The following is a 19,508-nucleotide window of genomic DNA, read 5'->3' as shown; positions in this document are numbered from 1 at the left end:
GCCGGTCCGGCGGGCGGGCCGTGCCGCCGCAGCAGCCGGCGCGGGGCGACGGCCCCGGTCCGGCGCCGGGCCCCCGGTCCCCCGCCGGACCGCAGGGCTACGAACCGCCGCGCCGTGGCGAGCCGCGCATCGGCGAGCCGCCCCGGCGCAATGTGCCCGGCGAGCCTCCCGGTGCCCGCAACGGCGCGCTGGCGCGTCCGCGCGGCGTCGAGGACCCTCCACCCACCATGCGGCGCGGATTCGCGCCTGGCGCCCCGCCAGCCGCCCCTCCTGGCGCCCCGCCCCGCCGCAACGTCACCGAGCCGCGGCAGCGCTCCGCGCCGCCCGCGACCCCGGTGTCTCCCGGCATCGCACCCGACCGTCCCGGCATGCCGCCGCGCACCGCGCCGAACCCGGCGATGCCGGTGCGGGTCGCGCCGCCGCCACCCACCCGGCCCACCATCGCGCCGCCGCCCCCGCCGCCCCTGTCTCCGGCGCGGCGCACCGGGCCGCGCCCGGCGGTGGCCGGCGAGCCCGTCGTGGCCGCCGGCTGGCAACGGCTGGCCGCGAATCAGAACATGTCCAGCCGCTGGAAGAAGGCGCTGAGCGTGCTCGGCGTGCTGGCCGTGCTGACCGTGTGCGGCGTCGGCTCGTTCCTCATGGTGCTGGACGAGAAGCAGGGCACCGGCGCGCAGGCCAACAGCTCGCCGCCGCCGACCGCCACCGCCGTCGACATCACCTCCCGCGAGGTCGACCCGAAGCCGCTCACCGCCAACGAGGTCTTCCCCGGCAAGCAGATCGTCATCGACCCGGCCAAGCCGACCGAGGTGTACGCGGTCATCAAGCCGCAGGTGCTCACCGACTGCCGGGCGGCCGCCAGCGGCGAGCTCAGCAAACTGATCACCGACCTGGGCTGCTCCCAGGTGGTGCGCGGCACGATGCGCTCACCCAACGGCGCCTACCTGGTCACCGGCGGCATCGTGAACCTGGACACGGTCGCCAACGCGGAGAAGGCGTACGAGGCGATCAAGCCGATCGTCGACAACGGCAAGGGGCGCTTCCTCGGCTACGCGCCCGACCGCCAGGCCAACAAGAGCATCACCAAGCCGCTGGCCCTGGCCTCGACCCATGCCGGCTGGAACATCCGCGGCCACTACCTGGTCTACTGCGTGATCGCCCGGTCCGACGGCGAGGAGATCCCGATCGGCGACCCGTTCGCCAAGCAGATCCTCTTCGACGTGATCGAGTTCTACCTGCGCGGCAAGGTCCTCGAAGACCGCGCCAGCGACCCCATCGCCCCCACGGGCGACCCGGCCCCCTCCGCCAGCTGACCCGAACAAAGGAAGGGCACCTTCTTAACGCTATGCGTTGTAGAAGGTGCCCTTCTTAACGCTCACCCAGCGGCGAGCTGCGCAGCTGCGGCCGTCAGGCCGGGTCGGCCGTACGCAGGCCCGCGGGCACGCCGCGCAGGTTGCGGGTCTGGTCCGCGCGGGCCGCGAACTCCGCCTCGTCCGGATAGCCCACGGCGATCAGGTTCAGCCCGTGCGGCGGGGCGACCAGCACATCGCTCACGCGCTCGGTGCGGCTCAGCAGGGACGCCGGCCAGCCCGGCTCCCGCCGGCCGTCGCCCACCGTCAGCATCGCCCCGACCAGGCTGCGCACCATCGACTGGCAGAACGCGTCGGCCTGCACCGTCGCCACCAGGATGCCGTCGGTTTCGCGCCGCCACGACATGGCGGTGATGTGCCGGATGGTGGTCGCGTGTTCCTTGCGCTTGCAGAACGCCGCGAAGTCGTGCTCCCCGCACAGCCCGGCCGCGGCCGCGTTGAGCCGGTCGAGGTCGAGCGGGCGCAGCCAGAACAGGGTGTCGTGGCGGCGCAGCGGGCTCGGGCCCGCCTCGGTGTCGGTCACCCGGTACTCGTAGCGCCGCCACAGCGCCGAGAAGCGCGCGTCGAACGCCGGCGGGACCTCCCGGGCCGACCACACCCGGACGTCCCCGGGCAGCAGCCCCGCCAGCCGGCGCACCAGCGTCGGGGCGAGCGCCAGCCAGCGCTCGTCGGGCAGGTCGACGTGGCACACCTGGCCGGTCGCGTGCACCCCGGCGTCGGTGCGCCCGGCCACCGTCAGCCCGCTCGGGTTGCCCGGCCCGAACACCTTCTCCAGCTCGGCGAGCAGGACTCCGGCGACGGTACGCCGACCCGGTTGCGCCGCCCAGCCGGAGAAGTCCGTGCCGTCGTAACCGACGTCCAGCCGTACCCGCGCCATCTCCCACTCCTCCTCTGCCGCCCGGGATCCGCCCCGCGACGGCGTGCACGCAGGCGTAGGCCCGCGGATACGGCGAAGCTCCCCTCCCGGCTGCGCGAGCAGCGGAAGAGGAGCTCCGACCGGATGAAACTCAGGCCTTGTCGGCAGCCTCGTCGGCGGCCTCGTCAGCCTCGCCGGACAGGACGGCGACCTTGTCCTCCTGAGCGGCCTTCTTGGCCTGGGCCTTGGCAGCCTTAGCCGGCGCCGCGGGCGCCGCCACCTCGAGCTCCTCGACCAGCTCGATGATCGCCATCGGAGCGGCGTCACCCTTGCGCGGGCCGGTCTTCACGATCCGGGTGTAGCCACCGGGACGGTTCGCGAAGCGCGGCGCGATCTGCTCGAACAGGGCCACGAAGGTGTCCCGCTCGCCGATCGTCTTGCGGACCTCGCGGCGAGCCGCCAGGTCGTCCCGCTTGGCCTTGGTGATGAGCCGCTCGGCCAGCGGGCGCAGCCGCTTGGCCTTGGTCTCGGTGGTGGTGATGCGGCCGTGCTTGAACAGCGCCGTGGCCAGGTTGGCCAGGATCAGCTGCTCGTGCGCGGGGCTGCCCCCGAGGCGGGGACCCTTGGTGGGCGTGGGCATTGGTGCTCCTTGATGTCTATCCGAGCTGCCGAGGCAGGTTCGGTTACAGCTGCTCGGTCTCGCGGTAGTCGTCAGTGTCGTAATCGGCGTCGCCGTAGGAGTCCACGACGTGGGCCGGGTCGAAGTTCGGAGCCGAGTCCTTCAGCCCCAGACCCATCCCGGCGAGCTTCATCTTCACCTCGTCGATGGACTTCTGCCCGAAGTTCCTTATGTCGAGCAGGTCCGCCTCGGTGCGCCCGATGAGCTCACCGACGGAGTTGATGCCCTCGCGCTTGAGGCAGTTGTAGGAGCGGACGGTGAGGTCCAGCTCCTCGATCGGCAGCGCCAGGTCGGCAGCGAGCTGCGCGTCCTGCGGCGACGGACCGATGTCGATGCCCTCGGCGGTCTCGTCCAGCTCACGGCAGAGGCCGAACAGCTCCACCAGGGTGGAACCGGCCGACGCCAGCGCGGTCCGCGGCGAGATGGACGCCTTCGACTCGACGTCGATGATCAGACGGTCGAAGTCGGTGCGCTGCTCGACACGGGTCGCCTCGACGCGGTACGTCACCTTGAGCACCGGCGAGTAGATCGAGTCGACCGGGATGCGGCCGATCTCGGCGCCGGCGTTCTTGTTCTGCGCCGCCGTGACGTAACCCCGGCCCCGCTCGACGGTCAGCTCCATGTCGAGCCGGCCCTTGCCGTTCAGGGTCGCGAGCTTGAGGTCCGGGTTGTGCACGGAGACTCCGGCCGGGGGCTGGATGTCGCCGGCGGTCACGTCGCCAGGACCCTGCTTGCGCAGGTACATGCTGACCGGCTCGTCGTGCTCCGACGAGACGCACAGATCCTTGACGTTCATGACCAGCTCGACCACGTCCTCCTTGACACCGGGGATCGTGGTGAACTCGTGCAGCACACCGTCGATCTTGATGCTGGTGACGGCCGCGCCCGGGATCGAGCTGAGCAGCGTACGACGCAGCGAGTTGCCGAGGGTGTAGCCGAACCCGGGCTCGAGCGGCTCGATGGTGAACCGGGAGCGGGTCTCGTTGATCGACTCTTCGGTGAGAGTCGGCCGCTGAGAGATAAGCACTGGGTGAACTCCTCTACGTTGGGCGCCCACTATTTGACGCCACGCGTAACGGCGGCCGGTGCGGCATGACGCCGCACCGGCCAGAGCACTACTACTTGGAGTAGAGCTCGACGATCAGCTGCTCCTGGACCTGGGTGTCGATCACCTGGCGGGCCGGAAGCGAGTGCACGAGGACCTTGAACTGGCTGGGGATGACCTCCAGCCAGGCCGGAACGCCGCGAGAGCCGGCCTCCGCCTGCGCCACCACGAACGGCGTGAGCTCGCGGGACTTGCCCCGGACCTCGACGATGTCGTGCTCGGTGACGCGGTACGACGGGATGTCGACCTTCTTGCCGTTGACCAGGAAGTGACCGTGCTTCACGACCTGACGGGCGTGGTCACGGGACTTGGCCAGGCCGGCCCGGTAGACCACGTTGTCGAGGCGCGACTCGAGGATCTGCAGCAGAACCTCACCCGTCTTGCCCGACTTGCGGTTGGCCTCTTCGTAGTAGCCGCGGAACTGCTTCTCCAGCACGCCGTAGATACGACGGGCCTTCTGCTTCTCACGAAGCTGCAGCAGGTACTCGGACTCCTTGGTGCGACCGCGGCCGTGCTGGCCGGGAGGGAAGGGGCGCGACTCGAACGGGCACTTGGGCCCATCGCACTTGCTGCCCTTGAGGAACAGCTTGACCTTCTCACGACGGCAACGGCGGCAGTCTGCGCCGGTGTAACGAGCCATTTGTCTATCTCCCCTTAGACCCGGCGACGCTTGGGCGGACGGCATCCGTTGTGCGGCTGCGGCGTGACGTCGGAGATCTGCCCGACCTCGAGACCGGCAGCGGTCAGCGAACGGATGGCGGTCTCACGGCCAGAGCCCGGACCCTTGACGAACACGTCGACCTTGCGCATGCCGTGCTCCATCGCGCGACGCGCGGCGGCCTCGGCGGCCAGCTGGGCGGCGAACGGAGTCGACTTGCGCGAGCCCTTGAAGCCGACCTGGCCGGCGGAGGCCCACGAGATCACAGCACCGGTCGGGTCCGTGATGGACACGATGGTGTTGTTGAACGTGCTCTTGATGTGCGCCTGCCCGTGGGAGACGTTCTTGCGTTCTTTGCGCCGGACCTTCTTTACTGCGGCCCCAGCGCGTGCCTTGGGTGGCATATCTTTATGCGCTCCTTCTAGATGCGATTGCTAACGGGACAGGCTTACTTCTTGCCGGCCTTCTTCTTGCCGGCCACGGTGCGCTTCGGGCCCTTGCGGGTACGAGCGTTCGTGCGAGTGCGCTGTCCACGGACAGGCAGGCCCTTGCGGTGCCGGATGCCCTCGTAGCAACCGATCTCCACCTTGCGGCGGATGTCAGCGGCGACCTCGCGGCGCAGGTCACCTTCAACCTTGAAGTTCGCTTCGATGTAGTCACGAAGCTGGACGACCTCTTCGTCGGAGAGGTCCTTCGCCCGCTTGTTCGGGTCGATGCCCGTGGCGGAGCACAGCTCCACCGAGCGGGTGCGGCCGATGCCGTAGATGTAGGTAAGCGCGATCTCCAGCCGCTTTTCGCGGGGAAGATCGACGCCGACGAGACGTGCCATTGCGGGCTGCTCCTCGTTGTTCGCGGAGGTCTGCGCCCGATCCATCCCCCATCTGCCCAGATGGGGCCCCGGCCTCCGACCGGGGGTTGATCCGCAGAGCTGTCCGACGAGTCGGAGCGTTCCCGCGGCTGGAACGAGCTATTGCTGGTGATGCTGCAACGACAGGCGTCGTCAGGAGCTGGAATCAGCCCTGGCGCTGCTTGTGGCGCGGGTCGTCACAAATGATCATGACCCGGCCGTGCCGGCGAATGACGCGGCACTTGTTGCAGATCTTCTTGACACTCGGCTTGACCTTCACGGCTCGCCTTTGCTGCTATTCCCGGCCCGCGCATGGTCGAGCCAGGGAAAGACGGACACGGACTCACCCCGGTGGAGTCAGTTCGATTACTTGTAGCGGTAGACGATCCGCCCGCGGGTGAGGTCGTACGGCGAGAGCTCGACGACGACCCGGTCCTCGGGCAGGATGCGAATGTAGTGCTGACGCATCTTGCCGCTGATGTGGGCCAAGACCTTGTGGCCGTTAGCGAGCTCGACCCGGAACATGGCGTTCGGGAGTGGCTCGATAACTCGGCCCTCGATCTCGATGGCCCCGTCCTTCTTCGGCATATCCTCCGCTACCTGACATAGGGTGAATGGGTCGGCTCACCTGGTCCATCACGACCCGGTGGAACCGGATCGCGCCAGCCGCGGTTCCGCCGGACCCCCGAAGCGCGGGGAGCATGGCGGAGTGGACGCGGTGCGCCGATTGGCCAGTCTACGCCCACCTCGGCATCGATACCAAACCACCCCCCGACCCCCGCGGCCGGGAGTGTCGGATCGCACACCCGCCCTGCCGCGGATCGGGATGCTCAGGCGGTGGCGGCGGTGGTGAGCAGGTCGCCGAGGCGGGCGCGGCCGCCGTCGGGGGCGGTGAGGACCCATACGCCGTCTTCGAACAGGCCGATGGAGTGCTCGACGTGCGCGGCGTGCGAGCCGTCGGTGGTGACCACGGTCCAGCCGTCGCTCAGCTCCACGGTGCGGGCCGAGCCCATCGTGATCATCGGTTCGATGGCCAGGGCCATCCCGGGGACCAGCTTCGGGCCGCGGCCCGGCCGGCCGTGGTTGTGGATGTGCGGGTCCTGGTGCATGGCGGTGCCGATGCCGTGGCCGCCGTATCCCTTGACGATGCCGTACTTGCGGGGCGCCTTGCGCACCGCCGACTCCACGGCCCACGAGATGTCGGTCAGGCGTCCATTGCCCGATCGCACGCCACGCGCCGCGGCGGCGATCCCGGCCCACATGGACTCCTCGGCCACCTCGGCCATGCGCAGCAGATCGGGCCGGGTCTCCCCGACGCCGACCGTGATCGCCGCGTCGCCGTGCCAGCCGTTCAGGATGGCGCCGCAGTCGATCGAGATCAGGTCGCCCTCGGCCAGCACGTGCTTGGGGTTCGGGATGGTGTGCACGATCTGCTCGTTCACCGACGAGCAGATCGTGCCCGGGAAGCCGTGGTAGCCCTTGAACGACGGGATCGCCCCGTGCGACCGGATCACGTCCTCGGCAACGGCGTCCAGCTCGGCGGTGCTGACCCCGGGCTTGACCGCCTCACGGGCCGCCGCCAGCGCCGCCGCCACCACGAGCCCGGCCGCACGCATCAGGTGCAGCTGCTCAGGCGTCTTGATCTCGATGTCCATGTGCTCGGCCATTGCCTTCCCCCACCGGCCCGGTCCTGCCGGGCGTTTCCTGCCCGGCGGGGACCGTCTGGCGCTTTTTCGCCTCACGACCGCGGGGTGAGCACTCCGCCGTCGCACGGACGGCGGCAGACCGCCGCCTGGGCGCGGGGCGAACCGTGACCGATCCGTCCGCGTCCGGCGAGTGCAGTGACTGACCCTCGCAGGCGCCGGCCCCACCGCCGAGCGCCAGGCAATGCTACGCGCTGAACGAGCGCAGCTCGTTGATGGCCCGCTCGGTGACGTCCTCCACTGGCCCGGTGGCGTCGATCCCGACGAGGCGGCCCTGCGCGCCGTAGTGGTCGACGAGGGGGGCGGTGTCGCGGGCGTACACCTTCAGGCGCTCCGCGATCGTCTCGGCCTTGTCGTCGTCGCGCTGGTAGAGCTCGCCGCCGCAGCGGTCGCAGAGGCCTTCCCGGCTCGACGCGTCGAACTCGATGTGCCAGATCTTGCCGCAGCCGTGGCAGGTGCGCCGGCCGGACAGGCGCCGGATGACCTCGTCGTTGTCGACGATGAGCTCCAGCACCAGGTCCAGGTTCGCGCCCGTGTCGGCGAGCATCTTGTCCAGCGCCACGGCCTGGGGCACGGTGCGCGGGAAGCCGTCGAGCAGGAAGCCGTCGGCGGCGTCGGGCTCGGCCAGGCGGCCGCGCACCATGTTGATGGTGACCTCGTCCGGCACCAGGCCGCCCGAGTCCATGTAGCGCTTGGCCTCCAGGCCCAGCGGGGTGCCCTGCGAGACGTTGGCCCGGAAGATGTCACCCGTCGAGATCTTCGGCACGGACAGGTGCGAGGCGATGAACTCCGCCTGCGTTCCCTTGCCCGCTCCCGGCGGACCCACCAGCACCAGCCTCATCACGACACCTCACTAAAACCGGCGAACCGGCGGCGCGAGAACGCGCCGCCGATCCGCTGCGCCCGCTGGCTCATCGAAGGAATCCCTCGTAGCTGCGCTGCATGAGCTGGCTCTCGATCTGCTTGACGGTCTCCAGACCCACACCCACCATGATCAGCACCGCGGTGCCACCGAACGGGAAGTTCTGGTAGCTCTGGGAGTCGAGCCAGATGAAGAACATGTTCGGCAGGATCGCGATGATGCCGAGGTAGAGCGCGCCCGGCAGGGTGATCCGGCTCAGGATGAAGTCGAGGTAGTCGGCGGTGGGCTTGCCCGGCCGGATACCCGGCACGAAGCCGCCGTACTTCTTCATGTTGTCCGCGATCTCGGTCGGGTTGAACGTGATCGAGACGTAGAAGTAGGTGAAGAAGATGATCATCAGGAAGTAGAGCAGGATGTAGCTCCACTTGCTGGGGTCGGTCAGGTAGTCGCGCAGCCAGAGCTGGACCTTGCCCGGGTTGTTCTGGTCCATGAACTGCAGGGCCAGCGTGGGCAGGTAGAGCAGCGAGGACGCGAAGATGACCGGGATGACACCCGCCTGGTTGACCTTCAGCGGGATGTAGGTCGAGGTGCCGCCGTACATCCGCCGGCCGACCATGCGCTTGGCGTACTGCACCGGGATGCGGCGCTGCGCCTGCTCGATGTACACCACCAGCGCGATGACCACGACGACGAGCGCCAGCACGCCGACGAAGCCCCACCAGCCCTTGGACTCCTTCAGCTGCCAGCCCTCACTGGGGAGGCGGGCGGCGATGGAGGTGAAGATGAGGACGGACATGCCGTTGCCCACGCCGCGGTCGGTGATGAGCTCACCGAGCCACATCACGACGCCGGTGCCGGCGGTCATGGTGACGACCAGCGCGGTCAGCGTGACCCACTGCGGCATCGGGGTGTTCGGCACGATCGGGAACGCGTCGCAGGCGCCCTGGAACAGCTGGCCGGAACGCGCCAGGGCCACGAAGGCCGAGGACTGCAGGACGGCGAGGCCCAGGGTCAGGTAACGCGTGTACTGGGTGATCTTCGCCTGGCCGGACTGGCCCTCCTTGCGGAGCTGCTCCAGACGCGGAATGACCACGGTGAGCAGCTGCAGGATGATCGACGCCGTGATGTACGGCATGATGCCGAGCGCGAAGACCGACAGGGACAGCAGAGCGCCGCCGGAGAAGAGGTTAAGGAGCGTGAAGACGCCGTTCTCGGCACCCGACTCCATGGCGGTGATGCACTTCTGCACGTTCCCGTACGAGACACCGGGGCTGGGCAGCGTGGCACCGAGGCGATAGAGCGCGATGATCCCGAGTGTGAACAGAATCTTCTTGCGCAGGTCAGGCGTCTTGAACGCACTGACAAAAGCGGAGAGCAACTTCTTCCTCCTGCGCGCGGCACCGGGGGCCGGTGGCTGTCGTGTAAGGGGCGTGACTGGTGACTTGGTTCGGCTGAGCCGCGACCATTACGGTCGGCCTTCACCGCGCCACGCGCAGTTTACGCGTAGCTGGGATCGGACTCTAACAGTCCCGACCCTCAATGGTCAGGTCTGCGCGGCACATATCTGTGCCAGCCTAGGCCCTGGCGGCGCTCGTGCCCAGTGGCAACGACCTGCGCCTTGCCTGCAGATGCCCGAAGCCGAGCGTGGCGCCCGACCTAAGTCGGTCGGGCGCCACGTCTGCGACTGTCGCTTACAGCTCCGTCACGGAGCCGCCGGCGGCTGCGATCTTCTCCTTGGCGGTGGCGCTGAAACCGTGCGCCGACACCTGGAGCTTCACGCCGCCGAGCTCGCCGGTGCCGAGCACCTTGACCGGGTGGCCCTTGCGGACGGCACCGGCCTCGGCCAGCTCCAGCGGGCCGACCTGGCCGCCGTTGGGGAACAGCTCGGCGAGCCGGTCCAGGTTCACGACCTGGAACACGACCTTGAACTTGTTCCGGAAGCCCTTCATCTTCGGAAGCCGCATGTGGATAGGCATCTGCCCACCCTCAAACGACGGCTTCACCTGGTAGCGGGCCTTCGTACCCTTGGTACCGCGACCGGCGGTCTTGCCCTTGGAACCCTCACCACGACCCACACGGGTCTTGGCGGTCTTGGCACCGGGCGCCGGGCGGAGGTGGTGGATCTTGATCGTCATTACTCAACCTCCTCGACCTTCACGAGGTGGCTGACCGCGAAGATCATGCCCCGAATCTCGGGACGGTCCTCTTTCACCACCACGTCGTTGATCCGCTTGAGCCCGAGCGAACGCAGCGACTCGCGCTGGTTGCGCTTGCGCCCGATGTCGGACCGCAACTGGGTGACCTTCAAACGTGCCATCGTTACGCACCCGCTCCCGCACGCGCGGCCAGCAGCGCGGCCGGCGCGACGTCCTCGACCGGCAGCCCACGGCGAGCCGCGATGGCCTCCGGGGACTCCAGCATCTTCAGCGCGGCGACCGTGGCGTGCACGATGTTGATCGGGTTCGAGGAGCCGAGGCTCTTCGACAGCACGTCGTGGATGCCCACGCACTCCAGCACGGCGCGAACCGGGCCGCCGGCGATGACACCGGTACCGGCGCTGGCCGGCTTGAGCAGCACCACACCGGCCGCCGCCTCACCCTGCACGGGGTGCGGGATGGTGGAGCCGATCCGGGGAACCCGGAAGAAGTGCTTCTTGGCCTCCTCGACGCCCTTGGCGATCGCCGCGGGCACCTCCTTGGCCTTGCCGTAGCCGACGCCCACGTTGCCCTCGCCGTCGCCGACGATCACCAGCGCGGTGAAGCTGAAGCGCCGACCGCCCTTGACGACCTTGGCAACACGGTTGATCGTGACGACCCGCTCGAGATGCGGGGTCTTCTCGACCGGCGCGTTGCCACGGCCGTCGCCGCGGCCACGGCGCTCGCGACCACCGCGGTCGCCGCCCTCACTGCTACCGGAACCCGTGCCCCGGCGTTGTGGTCCTGGCATTATCCCAGCCACCTTTCCTAGAACTCGAGTCCAGCGCCGCGCGCGGCTTCCGCCAGAGCCGCGATGCGGCCCGCGTAGCGGTTGCCACCGCGGTCGAAGACGACCTTGGTGATACCAGCGGCCTTCGCCCGGTCGGCGAGCAGAGCGCCCACCTTGCCGGCGATGGCGCTCTTGTCGCCCTCGGCGCCCTTGATCGAGGCATCCATGCTCGAGGCGGACACCACGGTGTGACCCTTGGTGTCATCCACGATCTGGACCCAGATGTGGCGGAGCGTGCGGTTGACGACCAGGCGGGGGCGCTCGGCAGTGCCGCTGAGGTTCCGGCGGATGCGGAAGTGCCGACGCGCCTTGCCGACGGCCCGCTTGGCGGCGACGCCGTTGCGGCGCTTGAGCAGCGTGGCGGTCACTTCTTACCTGCCTTTCCAGCCTTACCGGCCTTGCGGCGGATGACCTCGCCCTGGTACTTGACGCCCTTGCCCTTGTAGGGCTCCGGCGGGCGGATCTTCCGAATGTTGGCGGCGATCTCACCGACAAGCTGCTTGTCGATGCCCGAGATGTGGAACAGCGTCGGCCGCTCCACCGCGAAGGTGATGCCGGCCGGGGGGGCCACGACGACCGGGTGCGAGAAGCCGAGCGCGAACTCGAGCTCCGAACCCTTGGCGGTGACGCGGTAACCCGTACCGTTGATCTCCAGGCTCTTCTTGTAGCCCTCGGTGACGCCGACGATCATGTTGGCGACCAGGGTACGGGAGAGACCGTGCAGCTCCTTGGCACGACGCTCATCGTTCGGGCGGGTGACGAGCAGCTCGCCGCTCTCACCGCGCTCGGCGATGATCGGCTCGCTCAGCGTGTGCTGAAGCTCGCCCTTGGGGCCCTTGACCTTGACGGTCTGGCCATCGATGGTGATCTCGACGCCGGAAGGCACCGGGATCGGCTTACGTCCGATTCGCGACATTGCAGACCTTCCTCACCAGACGTAGGCGAGGACTTCCCCGCCCACCCCGCGCTTACGGGCCTGCCGGTCGGTGAGCAGCCCCTGAGACGTCGAAATAATCGCCACACCCAGACCGCCGAGAACACGCGGCAGCTCCGGGGACTTGGCGTAAACCCGCAGGCCGGGCTTGGAGACACGCCGGATGCCGGCCAGGCTCCGCTCCCGGTTCGGGCCGAACTTCAGTTCGACGATCAGGCTCTTGCCGACGGCACCCTCGGCGGGCTCCTCGACAGCCCAGGCGGCGATGTAGCCCTCGGCCTTGAGAACCTCGGCGACGTTCGCCTTGATCTTCGAGTAGGGCATCGCCACCCGGTCGTGGTACGCCTGGTTGGCGTTGCGCAGACGCGTGAGCATGTCTGCAATCGGGTCGGTCATCGTCATTGTTTATCAGCCTTTCTCGCCGCGGTTCCCGGTGTCACACCGGGCCTACGGCGAAGGGGAAGCCTTGGATTTACCAGGAAGCCTTGGACACGCCGGGCAGCTCACCCTTGTGAGCCATGTCCCGAACACAGACCCGGCAGAGCCCGAACTTGCGGTAGACGGCCTTCGGCCGGCCGCACTTCTGGCACCGGGTGTACGCGCGCACCGCGAACTTCGGCTTGGCCGCAGCCTTGATGATCAGCGCCTTCTTGGCCATGTGCTCAGTTCTCCTTGAACGGGAAGCCCAGGAGCTTGAGCAGCGCCCGGCCCTCATCGTCGGTCTTGGCAGTGGTCACCAGCGTGATGTCCATGCCGCGGACCGCGTCGATCCGGTCCTGGTCGATCTCGTGGAAGACCGACTGCTCGGTGAGACCGAAGGTGTAGTTGCCGTGACCGTCGAGCTTGCGCCCGTCCAGACCGCGGAAGTCGCGGATACGCGGCAGTGCGATCGACAGCAGCCGGTCCAGGAACTCCCACATCCGGTCGCCGCGCAGGGTCACCTTCGCGCCGATCGGCATACCCTCACGCAGCTTGAACTGCGCGATGGACTTGGTGGCCTTGCGGATCTGCGGCTTCTGGCCGGTGATCGCGGTGAGGTCCTTGACCGCACCGTCGATCTTCTTCGAGTCACGGGCCGCCTCGCCGACGCCCATGTTGACCACGATCTTCACCAGGCCCGGCACCTGCATCGGGTTGGCGAAGCCGAACTGCTCGCGCAGCTGGCCCGCAACCTCGGCGCGGTAACGCTCCTTGAGACGCGGCATGGTCTTGGTCTCGGTCGCCGTCGTCATCACAGCTCCTTGCCGGTACGACGGGAGACGCGGGTCTTCACGCCGTTCTCGTCGATCTTGTAGCCGACCCGGACGGGCTTGCCGTCCTCGACCACCATCACGTTGGAGACGTGGATCGGCGCCTCCTGGGTGATGATGCCGCCGGTCTTGGCGCCACGCTGGGTGGTGCGGATCTTCTCGTGCTTGGTGATCCGGTTAACGCCCTCGACCAGGATCTTCTCGGTCCGGGGGTAGGCCGCGATGACCGTACCCTCCTTGCCCTTGTCCTTGCCGGCGATGACCTTGACCTTGTCGCCCTTCTTGACCTTCATGGTCACAGCACCTCCGGGGCAAGGCTGATGATCTTCATGAAGCGCTTGTCCCGCAGCTCACGGCCAACCGGGCCGAAGATACGGGTTCCGCGCGGGTCCCCGCCGTCCTTGATGATGACGGCGGCGTTCTCGTCGAAGCGGATGTACGAGCCGTCGGGACGGCGCCGCTCCTTGACGGTGCGAACGATGACGGCCTTGACGACGTCACCCTTCTTCACACCGGCACCGGGGATGGCGTCCTTGACGGTGGCCACGATGACGTCGCCGATGCTCGCGTAGCGCCGACCCGAACCACCGAGAACGCGGATGCACAGAATCTCCCGGGCACCCGTGTTGTCGGCGACTCGCAGTCGCGACTCCTGCTGGATCACGTCAACTCCTGTATGTCTGCCGGTTCTCCGCCCGCCCGGTTTCGGGGGGACCCGCACTGCGCGGGCGGAGCCTGGCGGAACTCGAACCGCCCGGAACGCCCCACAGGGCGTCCCGGCCGGCTATCTGATCTTCGGCCGCTAGGCGGCCGGCGAACCTGCCGGAGGCAGGGTCACTTGGCCTTCTCGAGGATCTCCACGACCCGCCACCGCTTGGTGGCGGACAGCGGACGGGTCTCCATGAGCAGCACCCGGTCACCGATGCCGCACGCGTTCTGCTCGTCGTGCGCCTTCAGCTTGCTGCTACGGCGAAGAACCTTGCCGTACAGCGAGTGCTTGACCCGGTCCTCGACCGCCACGACGACGGTCTTGTCCATCTTGTCGCTGACGACCAGGCCCTCGCGTACCTTACGCCGGTTCCGGTCGACTGCGTTCTCGTTGGTCTCGCTCATGTTCCCTACGCCACCTCAGTAGGCGCGGCCGAGAGCCCCAGCTCACGCTCGCGCATGATCGTGTAGATCCGGGCGATCTCGCGACGGACCACATCCAGCCGACGGTTGTTGTCGAGCTGGCCGGTCGCACCCTGGACGCGGAGGTTGAACAGCTCCGCCTTGGCCTCCCGCAGCTTCGCGACCAGTTCCTCGGAGGAACTCTCGCGCAGCTCGGCTGCCTTGGTACCGGCTGCCATCACGCCTCACCCACTTCGCGCTTCACGATTCGGCACTTCATCGGGAGCTTGTGGATCGCGCGGCGCATGGCCTCACGAGCAATCTCCTCGTTCGGGAACGCCATCTCGAAGAGAACGCGTCCCGGCTTGACGTTCGCCACCCACCACTCGGGCGAGCCCTTGCCGGAACCCATGCGGGTCTCGGCGGGCTTCTTGGTCAGGGCCTGGTCCGGGAAGACCGTGATCCAGACCTTGCCACCACGCTTGATGTGACGGGTCATGGCGATACGCGCCGACTCGATCTGCCGGTTGGTGACGTACGCCGGCTCGAGCGCCTGGATGCCGAACTCGCCGAACACCACCCGGTTGCCGCCCTTGCTCCGACCGGAACGGTCGGGGTGGTGCGGCTTGCGGAAGCCATTCGGAGGCTTACGCGGCATCAGCATTGTTCAGCCCTCCTGCTCAACCGGTGCGGCCGGAGCCGCCTCGGCGTTGTCCTTGGTGAGCTCCGCGGCGGCCGCACGGCCGGCCTCGGTGCCTGCACCGGTCGTGCCGGTGGCACCCGAACGGCCACGGCGCGGTCGCTCGGACCGCTCGCCGCCACGGCCTTCACGGCGCTGGCGGCCCGGAGCCTCGGCCGGGGTCTCGCGACCCGGCACGGCGTCACCCTTGTAGATCCAAACCTTCACGCCGATACGGCCGAAGGTGGTACGGGCCTCGAAGAAGCCGTACTCGATGTTGGCGCGCAGCGTGTGCAGCGGCACGCGACCCTCACGGTAGAACTCCGTGCGGCTCATCTCGGCGCCGCCGAGGCGGCCCGAGACCTGGACACGGATGCCCTTGACCATCGGGTTCTTCATGGCCGACTGGATCGCCTTGCGCATCGCCCGGCGGAACGCCACGCGGCCCGAGAGCTGCTCGGCGATGCCCTGCGAGACCAGCTGAGCGTCCGACTCGGGGTTCTTGACCTCGAGGATGTTCAGCTGGACCTGCTTCTTGGTGAGCTTCTCGAGCTCGCCGCGCAGGCGCTCGGCCTCCGCACCCTTCCGGCCGATGACGATGCCCGGCCGGGCGGTGTGGATGTCGATGCGGACCTTGTCACGGGTGCGCTCGATCTCGACCTTCGAGATACCGGCGCGCTCGAGGCCCTTGGCCATCATGCGGCGGATCGCGACGTCCTCGCCGATGTAGTCCTTGTAGAGCTTGTCGGCGTACCAGCGGGACTTCCAGTCGGTCGAGATGCCGAGCCGGAACCCAATCGGGTGGACTTTCTGACCCATTACTTGGTCTCCTCCTGCTCGGCGGCCTCAACCTCGGGCTTCGCGGCGGCCTTGGTGGCCTTGGCCGGCGTCGCCTTCGCGGCGGCGGTGGCCTTGCGGACCGGCGCCTTCGGCGCGACTGCCTCCACCTCGACGGTGATGTGGCAGGTGCGCTTGCGGATCCGGTAAGCCCGGCCCTGCGCCCGCGGCCGGAACCGCTTCAGCGTCGGGCCCTCGTCCACGTAGGCAGCGCTGACCAGCAGCGCGTCCGGGTCGAGACGCTCGTTGTTCTCAGCGTTGGCGATAGCGCTGGCCAGCACCTTGTAGACCGGCTCGCTCGCCGCCTGCGGCGCGAACTGGAGCACCGTCAGTGCCTCCTTCGCGGGCAGACCGCGGACGAGGTTGACCACACGGCGCGCCTTGCTGGCGGACAGGCGCACGTGGCGGGCGACCGCACGGGCGCCCGGCGCGGCCTGCGCGTCATTCGTAGGCATCGTGTTTCCCCTAAATCCTTATTACGGTCCGCCGTCAGCGACGGCGACTCTTCCGGTCGTCCTTCTCGTGACCCTTGAACGTGCGGGTCAGCGCGAACTCGCCGAGCTTGTGCCCGACCATCGCCTCCGACACGAACACCGGGACGTGCTTGCGCCCGTCGTGCACGGCGATCGTGTGGCCCAGCATGTCCGGGATGATCGTCGAACGCCGCGACCAGGTCTTGATGACGTTCTTGGTGCCCTTTTCGTTCTGCACTTCCACCTTCTTGAGCAGGTGGTCGTCGATGAAGGGGCCCTTCTTCAGGCTGCGAGGCATCTGTCAGCTCTCCCTATTACCCGCGCTTGCGGGTGGCGTAGCGGCGGCGGACGATCAGCTTGTCGCTCGCCTGGCCCTTGCGGCGGGTACGACCCTCGGGCTTACCAGCCGGGTTCACCGGGTGGCGACCACCGGAGGTCTTACCCTCACCACCACCGTGCGGGTGGTCGACCGGGTTCATGGCGACACCACGGACGGTCGGGCGCTTGCCCTTCCACCGCATACGACCGGCCTTGCCCCAGTTGATGTTCGACTGCTCGGCATTGCCGATCTCGCCGACCGTCGCGCGGCAGCGGACGTCCACCTTGCGGATCTCGCCAGAAGGCATACGCAGCGTGGCGTAGTCCTCCTCGCGGCCCAGCAGCTGGACGCCGACGCCGGCCGAGCGGGCCAGCTTGGCGCCGCCGCCCGGACGCAGCTCCACGCAGTGCACGGTCGTACCGACCGGGATGTTGCGCAGCGGCAGGTTGTTGCCCGGCTTGATGTCCGCGCCGGGACCCGACTCGACCGGGTCGCCCTGCTTCAGGTCCTTCGGCGCGACGATGTAGCGCTTCTCGCCGTCGACGTAGTGCAGCAGCGCGATGCGCGCGGTGCGGTTGGGGTCGTACTCGATGTGCGCGACCTTGGCCGGCACGCCGTCCTTGTCCACCCGCTTGAAGTCGATCAGCCGGTACTGACGCTTGTGGCCGCCGCCCTGGTGCCGCGTGGTGATGCGGCCGTGAACGTTACGACCGCCCTTCTTCGGCAGCGGAACGACGAGCGACTTCTCCGGCGTCGACCGGGTGACCTCGGTGAAGTCGGCGACGCTGGAGCCACGGCGACCGGGCGTCGTCGGCTTGTACTTACGGATACCCATTGTCTTATACCCCTCAGCTCACCGGTCCGCCGAAGGCCTCGATGCGGTCGCCTTCGGCGAGCTTCACCATCGCGCGCTTCGTCGCCTTGCGCTGACCCCAGCCGGTGCGGGTGCGCTTGCGCTTGCCCTCACGGTTGAGCGTGTTCACCGTCAGCACCCGAACATTGAAGATCTGCTGAATAGCGATCTTGATTTCGGTCTTGTTCGCGTCCGGGTGCACCAGGAAGGTGTACCAGTTGCGGTTGAGCTCGCCGTAGCTCTTCTCCGAGACCACCGGAGCGACGATGATGTCGCGCGGGTCGGCAATCGTCGTCACTTGGAACCCTCCTCAGCGGGCACGCCCAGGAACTCCTCGAGCGCCTCGGTGGTGAAGACCACCGCGTCGCTGACGAGCACGTCGTACGTGTTGAGCTGCCCGGCCTCGATCAGGTGCACCTGCGGCAGGTTGCGCAGGCTCACCCAGTTGACCTCGTCGTTGGCGCCGAGCACGACCAGCACGCGCGGAGCGTCGCCCGCGACCTTCTGGATCGTGGCCAGGGCGGCCTTCGTCGACGGCGTCTCGCCGGCCACGAACGCGTCGACCACGTGCAGCAGGCCGTTGCGGGCCCGGTCCGACAGGGCACCGCGCAGGGCGGCGGCCTTCATCTTCTTCGGGGTCCGCTGGCTGTAGTCACGCGGCACCGGGCCGTGGACGACGCCACCGCCGGCGAACTGCGGCGCGCGGATCGAGCCCTGGCGGGCGCGACCGGTGCCCTTCTGCTTGTACGGCTTCTTGCCGCCACCGGCGACCTCGCCGCGGCTCTTCGCCTTGTGCGTGCCCTGGCGCGCGGCGGCCAGCTGGGCCACCACGACCTGGTGCATCAGCGAGATGTTCGCCTGCACGTCGAAGATTTCAGCGGGCAGCTCGACCGAGCCGGCCTTGGCGCCCTCAGCGCTGATCACGTCAACCGTGGTCACTTCGAGGCACCACCCTTCTTCTTCGTCTTCGCGGCGCTGCGAACGAGCACCAGCGCACCCTTGGGGCCCGGGATGGCGCCCTTCACGAGCAGCAGGTTGTTCTCGAGGTCCACGGCGTGCACGGTGAGGCCGGGCGCGGTGTAGCGCACGCCACCCATGCGGCCCGCCATGCGGACGCCCTTGAACACGCGACCCGGCGTGGCGCACGCGCCGATCGAACCGGGCGAGCGGTGCTTGCGCTCGACGCCGTGGCTGGCCTTGAGGCCGTGGAAGCCGTGGCGCTTCATGACACCGGCGAAGCCCTTGCCCTTGGTCTTGCCGGTCACGTCGATGGCCTGTCCGGCCGCGAACGTGTCGACGGTGACCTCCTGGCCGAGCTCGTACGAGTCCGCGTCAGTGGTGCGCAGCTCGACGATGTGCCGGCGGGGGGCGACGTTCGCCTTGGCGAAGTGGCCCGCCTTGGGCTGGCTCACCTTGCGCGGGTTGATCGCGCCGAAAGCCAGCTGAACGGCCTGGTAGCCGTCCTTCTCAGTGGTACGAACCTGGGTGACGACGCACGGGCCGGCCTGCACCACGGTCACGGGGACGACTTTGTTGTTGTCCCAGACCTGAGTCATGCCGAGCTTGGCGCCCAGGATGCCCTTAACTTGCCTGTCCATCAGTCCGGTCCCTACAGCTTGATCTCGATGTCGACGCCAGCCGGCAGATCGAGTCGCATGAGCGAGTCGACCGTCTTCGGGGTCGGGTCGATGATGTCGATCAGACGCTTGTGCGTGCGCATCTCGAAGTGCTCGCGCGAGTCCTTGTACTTGTGCGGCGAACGGATCACGCAGAAACGGTTGATCTCCGTGGGCAGTGGCACCGGCCCTGCGACCTGCGCACCCGTACGGGTCACCGTCTCGACGATCTTCCGTGCCGAGGAATCGACGACCTCGTGGTCGTAGGCCTTGAGCCGGATGCGGATCTTCTGTCCCGCCATGGTGGCTTCTGTTTCCTTCTCTCAAGCCGCTACCTGCGGCGGCAGACGGTGGGGCCTGCCCCCTGTCCGACCC

The 19,508-nt window shown here is 68.2% G+C and carries 33 protein-coding genes; 1 reads left to right on the top strand and 32 read right to left on the bottom strand.

The window, feature by feature from the left end:
• On the top strand, nucleotides 1-1,310 hold a 1,310-nt coding region (locus HAV39_RS38755; protein ID WP_191844080.1), incomplete at its 5' end, for a hypothetical protein.
• Between the two features lie 94 nt (nucleotides 1,311-1,404).
• Here HAV39_RS38755 and truA read toward each other — a convergent pair.
• From truA to rpsJ, 32 genes are all read right to left on the bottom strand, one after another.
• Nucleotides 1,405-2,244: a tRNA pseudouridine(38-40) synthase TruA gene (truA, locus tag HAV39_RS38750; RefSeq protein WP_191844079.1), complete on the bottom strand. Its 840-nt coding sequence runs from the start codon at nucleotides 2,242-2,244 to the stop codon at nucleotides 1,405-1,407.
• A 130-nt stretch (nucleotides 2,245-2,374) separates the two neighbouring features.
• Nucleotides 2,375-2,863 carry a 50S ribosomal protein L17 gene (gene rplQ / locus HAV39_RS38745; RefSeq protein WP_120317119.1) on the bottom strand — a complete coding sequence of 163 codons (489 nt, stop codon included), beginning with the start codon at nucleotides 2,861-2,863 and terminating at the stop codon, nucleotides 2,375-2,377.
• Nucleotides 2,864-2,906: 43 nt separating this feature from the next.
• Entirely contained in the window at nucleotides 2,907-3,929 is a 1,023-nt protein-coding gene (locus tag HAV39_RS38740; protein ID WP_120317120.1) for a DNA-directed RNA polymerase subunit alpha, read from the bottom strand.
• 91 nt (nucleotides 3,930-4,020) lie between these two features.
• Nucleotides 4,021-4,647, bottom strand: a complete 627-nt coding sequence (rpsD, locus tag HAV39_RS38735; protein ID WP_120317121.1) for a 30S ribosomal protein S4 — start codon at nucleotides 4,645-4,647, stop codon at nucleotides 4,021-4,023.
• 14 nt (nucleotides 4,648-4,661) lie between these two features.
• The gene (rpsK, locus tag HAV39_RS38730; RefSeq protein WP_120317122.1) at nucleotides 4,662-5,069 is read right to left on the bottom strand and encodes a 30S ribosomal protein S11; all 408 of its coding nucleotides are present in this window, start codon (nucleotides 5,067-5,069) and stop codon (nucleotides 4,662-4,664) included.
• Nucleotides 5,070-5,113: 44 nt separating this feature from the next.
• Nucleotides 5,114-5,494: a 30S ribosomal protein S13 gene (gene rpsM, locus HAV39_RS38725; protein WP_120317123.1), complete on the bottom strand. Its 381-nt coding sequence runs from the start codon at nucleotides 5,492-5,494 to the stop codon at nucleotides 5,114-5,116.
• 184 nt (nucleotides 5,495-5,678) lie between these two features.
• The gene (rpmJ, locus tag HAV39_RS38720; protein WP_020520458.1) at nucleotides 5,679-5,792 is read right to left on the bottom strand and encodes a 50S ribosomal protein L36; all 114 of its coding nucleotides are present in this window, start codon (nucleotides 5,790-5,792) and stop codon (nucleotides 5,679-5,681) included.
• 86 nt (nucleotides 5,793-5,878) lie between these two features.
• A complete protein-coding gene (gene infA, locus HAV39_RS38715; RefSeq protein WP_007073013.1) occupies nucleotides 5,879-6,100 on the bottom strand; it encodes a translation initiation factor IF-1 in 222 nt (73 codons plus the stop codon).
• 242 nt (nucleotides 6,101-6,342) lie between these two features.
• A complete protein-coding gene (map, locus tag HAV39_RS38710; RefSeq protein WP_239120611.1) occupies nucleotides 6,343-7,179 on the bottom strand; it encodes a type I methionyl aminopeptidase in 837 nt (278 codons plus the stop codon).
• A 223-nt stretch (nucleotides 7,180-7,402) separates the two neighbouring features.
• Entirely contained in the window at nucleotides 7,403-8,056 is a 654-nt protein-coding gene (locus tag HAV39_RS38705) for an adenylate kinase (protein ID WP_191844078.1), read from the bottom strand.
• A 70-nt stretch (nucleotides 8,057-8,126) separates the two neighbouring features.
• Nucleotides 8,127-9,455 carry a preprotein translocase subunit SecY gene (gene secY, locus HAV39_RS38700; RefSeq protein ID WP_120317125.1) on the bottom strand — a complete coding sequence of 443 codons (1,329 nt, stop codon included), beginning with the start codon at nucleotides 9,453-9,455 and terminating at the stop codon, nucleotides 8,127-8,129.
• Nucleotides 9,456-9,768: 313 nt separating this feature from the next.
• On the bottom strand, nucleotides 9,769-10,212 hold the full coding sequence (gene rplO / locus HAV39_RS38695; RefSeq protein ID WP_120317126.1) for a 50S ribosomal protein L15: 444 nt from the start codon (nucleotides 10,210-10,212) through the stop codon (nucleotides 9,769-9,771).
• Nucleotides 10,212-10,394, bottom strand: coding sequence for a 50S ribosomal protein L30 (gene rpmD / locus HAV39_RS38690; protein ID WP_120317127.1), 183 nt, complete (start codon nucleotides 10,392-10,394; stop codon nucleotides 10,212-10,214). Before rpmD ends, rplO begins: the two co-directional genes overlap by 1 nt.
• A gap of 2 nt (nucleotides 10,395-10,396) precedes the next feature.
• Complete coding sequence (gene rpsE, locus HAV39_RS38685; RefSeq protein ID WP_120317128.1) at nucleotides 10,397-11,023, bottom strand: 30S ribosomal protein S5; 627 nt, start codon at nucleotides 11,021-11,023, stop codon at nucleotides 10,397-10,399.
• 17 nt (nucleotides 11,024-11,040) lie between these two features.
• Entirely contained in the window at nucleotides 11,041-11,430 is a 390-nt protein-coding gene (rplR, locus tag HAV39_RS38680) for a 50S ribosomal protein L18 (protein ID WP_120317129.1), read from the bottom strand.
• On the bottom strand, nucleotides 11,427-11,978 hold the full coding sequence (gene rplF / locus HAV39_RS38675) for a 50S ribosomal protein L6 (RefSeq protein ID WP_191844077.1): 552 nt from the start codon (nucleotides 11,976-11,978) through the stop codon (nucleotides 11,427-11,429). Before rplF ends, rplR begins: the two co-directional genes overlap by 4 nt.
• A 12-nt stretch (nucleotides 11,979-11,990) precedes the next feature.
• Entirely contained in the window at nucleotides 11,991-12,398 is a 408-nt protein-coding gene (gene rpsH / locus HAV39_RS38670) for a 30S ribosomal protein S8 (RefSeq protein ID WP_120317131.1), read from the bottom strand.
• Between the two features lie 70 nt (nucleotides 12,399-12,468).
• Nucleotides 12,469-12,654 carry a type Z 30S ribosomal protein S14 gene (locus tag HAV39_RS38665; protein ID WP_120317132.1) on the bottom strand — a complete coding sequence of 62 codons (186 nt, stop codon included), beginning with the start codon at nucleotides 12,652-12,654 and terminating at the stop codon, nucleotides 12,469-12,471.
• Nucleotides 12,655-12,658: 4 nt separating this feature from the next.
• Nucleotides 12,659-13,228 carry a 50S ribosomal protein L5 gene (gene rplE / locus HAV39_RS38660; RefSeq protein WP_120317133.1) on the bottom strand — a complete coding sequence of 190 codons (570 nt, stop codon included), beginning with the start codon at nucleotides 13,226-13,228 and terminating at the stop codon, nucleotides 12,659-12,661.
• The gene (gene rplX / locus HAV39_RS38655; RefSeq protein WP_120317134.1) at nucleotides 13,228-13,545 is read right to left on the bottom strand and encodes a 50S ribosomal protein L24; all 318 of its coding nucleotides are present in this window, start codon (nucleotides 13,543-13,545) and stop codon (nucleotides 13,228-13,230) included. Before rplX ends, rplE begins: the two co-directional genes overlap by 1 nt.
• Nucleotides 13,542-13,910, bottom strand: a complete 369-nt coding sequence (gene rplN, locus HAV39_RS38650) for a 50S ribosomal protein L14 (protein ID WP_117226249.1) — start codon at nucleotides 13,908-13,910, stop codon at nucleotides 13,542-13,544. The genes rplX and rplN overlap by 4 nt, the downstream gene beginning before the upstream one ends.
• Before the next feature lie 170 nt (nucleotides 13,911-14,080).
• Nucleotides 14,081-14,359, bottom strand: coding sequence for a 30S ribosomal protein S17 (gene rpsQ / locus HAV39_RS38645; RefSeq protein WP_120317135.1), 279 nt, complete (start codon nucleotides 14,357-14,359; stop codon nucleotides 14,081-14,083).
• A gap of 5 nt (nucleotides 14,360-14,364) precedes the next feature.
• Nucleotides 14,365-14,595, bottom strand: a complete 231-nt coding sequence (gene rpmC, locus HAV39_RS38640) for a 50S ribosomal protein L29 (RefSeq protein ID WP_120321522.1) — start codon at nucleotides 14,593-14,595, stop codon at nucleotides 14,365-14,367.
• Nucleotides 14,595-15,020: a 50S ribosomal protein L16 gene (gene rplP, locus HAV39_RS38635; protein ID WP_120317136.1), complete on the bottom strand. Its 426-nt coding sequence runs from the start codon at nucleotides 15,018-15,020 to the stop codon at nucleotides 14,595-14,597. Before rplP ends, rpmC begins: the two co-directional genes overlap by 1 nt.
• Nucleotides 15,021-15,023: 3 nt before the next feature.
• Complete coding sequence (gene rpsC, locus HAV39_RS38630) at nucleotides 15,024-15,854, bottom strand: 30S ribosomal protein S3 (protein ID WP_120317137.1); 831 nt, start codon at nucleotides 15,852-15,854, stop codon at nucleotides 15,024-15,026.
• Nucleotides 15,854-16,327, bottom strand: coding sequence for a 50S ribosomal protein L22 (rplV, locus tag HAV39_RS38625; RefSeq protein WP_120317138.1), 474 nt, complete (start codon nucleotides 16,325-16,327; stop codon nucleotides 15,854-15,856). The genes rpsC and rplV overlap by 1 nt, the downstream gene beginning before the upstream one ends.
• A gap of 34 nt (nucleotides 16,328-16,361) precedes the next feature.
• Nucleotides 16,362-16,643 carry a 30S ribosomal protein S19 gene (rpsS, locus tag HAV39_RS38620; protein ID WP_120317139.1) on the bottom strand — a complete coding sequence of 94 codons (282 nt, stop codon included), beginning with the start codon at nucleotides 16,641-16,643 and terminating at the stop codon, nucleotides 16,362-16,364.
• A 16-nt stretch (nucleotides 16,644-16,659) separates the two neighbouring features.
• Nucleotides 16,660-17,499 (bottom strand): 50S ribosomal protein L2, encoded by an 840-nt coding sequence (gene rplB, locus HAV39_RS38615; protein ID WP_120317140.1) that lies wholly within the window; start codon nucleotides 17,497-17,499, stop codon nucleotides 16,660-16,662.
• Between the two features lie 13 nt (nucleotides 17,500-17,512).
• Nucleotides 17,513-17,815, bottom strand: coding sequence for a 50S ribosomal protein L23 (rplW, locus tag HAV39_RS38610; protein ID WP_120317141.1), 303 nt, complete (start codon nucleotides 17,813-17,815; stop codon nucleotides 17,513-17,515).
• Nucleotides 17,812-18,456 carry a 50S ribosomal protein L4 gene (gene rplD, locus HAV39_RS38605; RefSeq protein ID WP_191844076.1) on the bottom strand — a complete coding sequence of 215 codons (645 nt, stop codon included), beginning with the start codon at nucleotides 18,454-18,456 and terminating at the stop codon, nucleotides 17,812-17,814. Before rplD ends, rplW begins: the two co-directional genes overlap by 4 nt.
• Entirely contained in the window at nucleotides 18,453-19,115 is a 663-nt protein-coding gene (gene rplC, locus HAV39_RS38600) for a 50S ribosomal protein L3 (RefSeq protein WP_120317143.1), read from the bottom strand. Before rplC ends, rplD begins: the two co-directional genes overlap by 4 nt.
• 11 nt (nucleotides 19,116-19,126) lie before the next feature.
• Nucleotides 19,127-19,435, bottom strand: coding sequence for a 30S ribosomal protein S10 (gene rpsJ, locus HAV39_RS38595; RefSeq protein WP_007073037.1), 309 nt, complete (start codon nucleotides 19,433-19,435; stop codon nucleotides 19,127-19,129).
• Nucleotides 19,436-19,508: the final 73 nt, after the last annotated feature.

The sequence above is a fragment of the Catellatospora chokoriensis genome, assembly GCF_011297315.1.
Taxonomy (GTDB): Bacteria; Actinomycetota; Actinomycetes; order Mycobacteriales; family Micromonosporaceae; genus Catellatospora; species Catellatospora citrea.
This window is presented reverse-complemented; position numbering and strand designations above follow the sequence as displayed.

Coding starts and splice junctions, on each gene's coding strand:
- rpsJ (WP_007073037.1), bottom strand. CDS start 19,435: ATGGCGGGACAGAAGATCCGCATCCGGCTCAAGGCCTACGACCACGAG.
- rplV (WP_120317138.1), bottom strand. CDS start 16,327: ATGCCTACGAATGACGCGCAGGCCGCGCCGGGCGCCCGTGCGGTCGCC.
- map (WP_239120611.1), bottom strand. CDS start 7,179: ATGGCCGAGCACATGGACATCGAGATCAAGACGCCTGAGCAGCTGCAC.
- rpsS (WP_120317139.1), bottom strand. CDS start 16,643: ATGCCTCGCAGCCTGAAGAAGGGCCCCTTCATCGACGACCACCTGCTC.
- rplC (WP_120317143.1), bottom strand. CDS start 19,115: ATGGACAGGCAAGTTAAGGGCATCCTGGGCGCCAAGCTCGGCATGACT.
- rplE (WP_120317133.1), bottom strand. CDS start 13,228: ATGACGACGGCGACCGAGACCAAGACCATGCCGCGTCTCAAGGAGCGT.
- rpmD (WP_120317127.1), bottom strand. CDS start 10,394: ATGGCACGTTTGAAGGTCACCCAGTTGCGGTCCGACATCGGGCGCAAG.
- HAV39_RS38665 (WP_120317132.1), bottom strand. CDS start 12,654: ATGGCCAAGAAGGCGCTGATCATCAAGGCTGCGGCCAAGCCGAAGTTC.
- rplQ (WP_120317119.1), bottom strand. CDS start 2,863: ATGCCCACGCCCACCAAGGGTCCCCGCCTCGGGGGCAGCCCCGCGCAC.
- HAV39_RS38705 (WP_191844078.1), bottom strand. CDS start 8,056: ATGAGGCTGGTGCTGGTGGGTCCGCCGGGAGCGGGCAAGGGAACGCAG.
- rpmC (WP_120321522.1), bottom strand. CDS start 14,595: ATGGCAGCCGGTACCAAGGCAGCCGAGCTGCGCGAGAGTTCCTCCGAG.
- rpsE (WP_120317128.1), bottom strand. CDS start 11,023: ATGCCAGGACCACAACGCCGGGGCACGGGTTCCGGTAGCAGTGAGGGC.
- rpsQ (WP_120317135.1), bottom strand. CDS start 14,359: ATGAGCGAGACCAACGAGAACGCAGTCGACCGGAACCGGCGTAAGGTA.
- infA (WP_007073013.1), bottom strand. CDS start 6,100: ATGCCGAAGAAGGACGGGGCCATCGAGATCGAGGGCCGAGTTATCGAG.
- rplF (WP_191844077.1), bottom strand. CDS start 11,978: ATGTCGCGAATCGGACGTAAGCCGATCCCGGTGCCTTCCGGCGTCGAG.
- rpsM (WP_120317123.1), bottom strand. CDS start 5,494: ATGGCACGTCTCGTCGGCGTCGATCTTCCCCGCGAAAAGCGGCTGGAG.
- rpsH (WP_120317131.1), bottom strand. CDS start 12,398: ATGACGATGACCGACCCGATTGCAGACATGCTCACGCGTCTGCGCAAC.
- rplP (WP_120317136.1), bottom strand. CDS start 15,020: ATGCTGATGCCGCGTAAGCCTCCGAATGGCTTCCGCAAGCCGCACCAC.
- truA (WP_191844079.1), bottom strand. CDS start 2,244: ATGGCGCGGGTACGGCTGGACGTCGGTTACGACGGCACGGACTTCTCC.
- rpsC (WP_120317137.1), bottom strand. CDS start 15,854: ATGGGTCAGAAAGTCCACCCGATTGGGTTCCGGCTCGGCATCTCGACC.
- rpsD (WP_120317121.1), bottom strand. CDS start 4,647: ATGGCTCGTTACACCGGCGCAGACTGCCGCCGTTGCCGTCGTGAGAAG.
- rplB (WP_120317140.1), bottom strand. CDS start 17,499: ATGGGTATCCGTAAGTACAAGCCGACGACGCCCGGTCGCCGTGGCTCC.
- rplO (WP_120317126.1), bottom strand. CDS start 10,212: ATGACGATCAAGATCCACCACCTCCGCCCGGCGCCCGGTGCCAAGACC.
- rpsK (WP_120317122.1), bottom strand. CDS start 5,069: ATGCCACCCAAGGCACGCGCTGGGGCCGCAGTAAAGAAGGTCCGGCGC.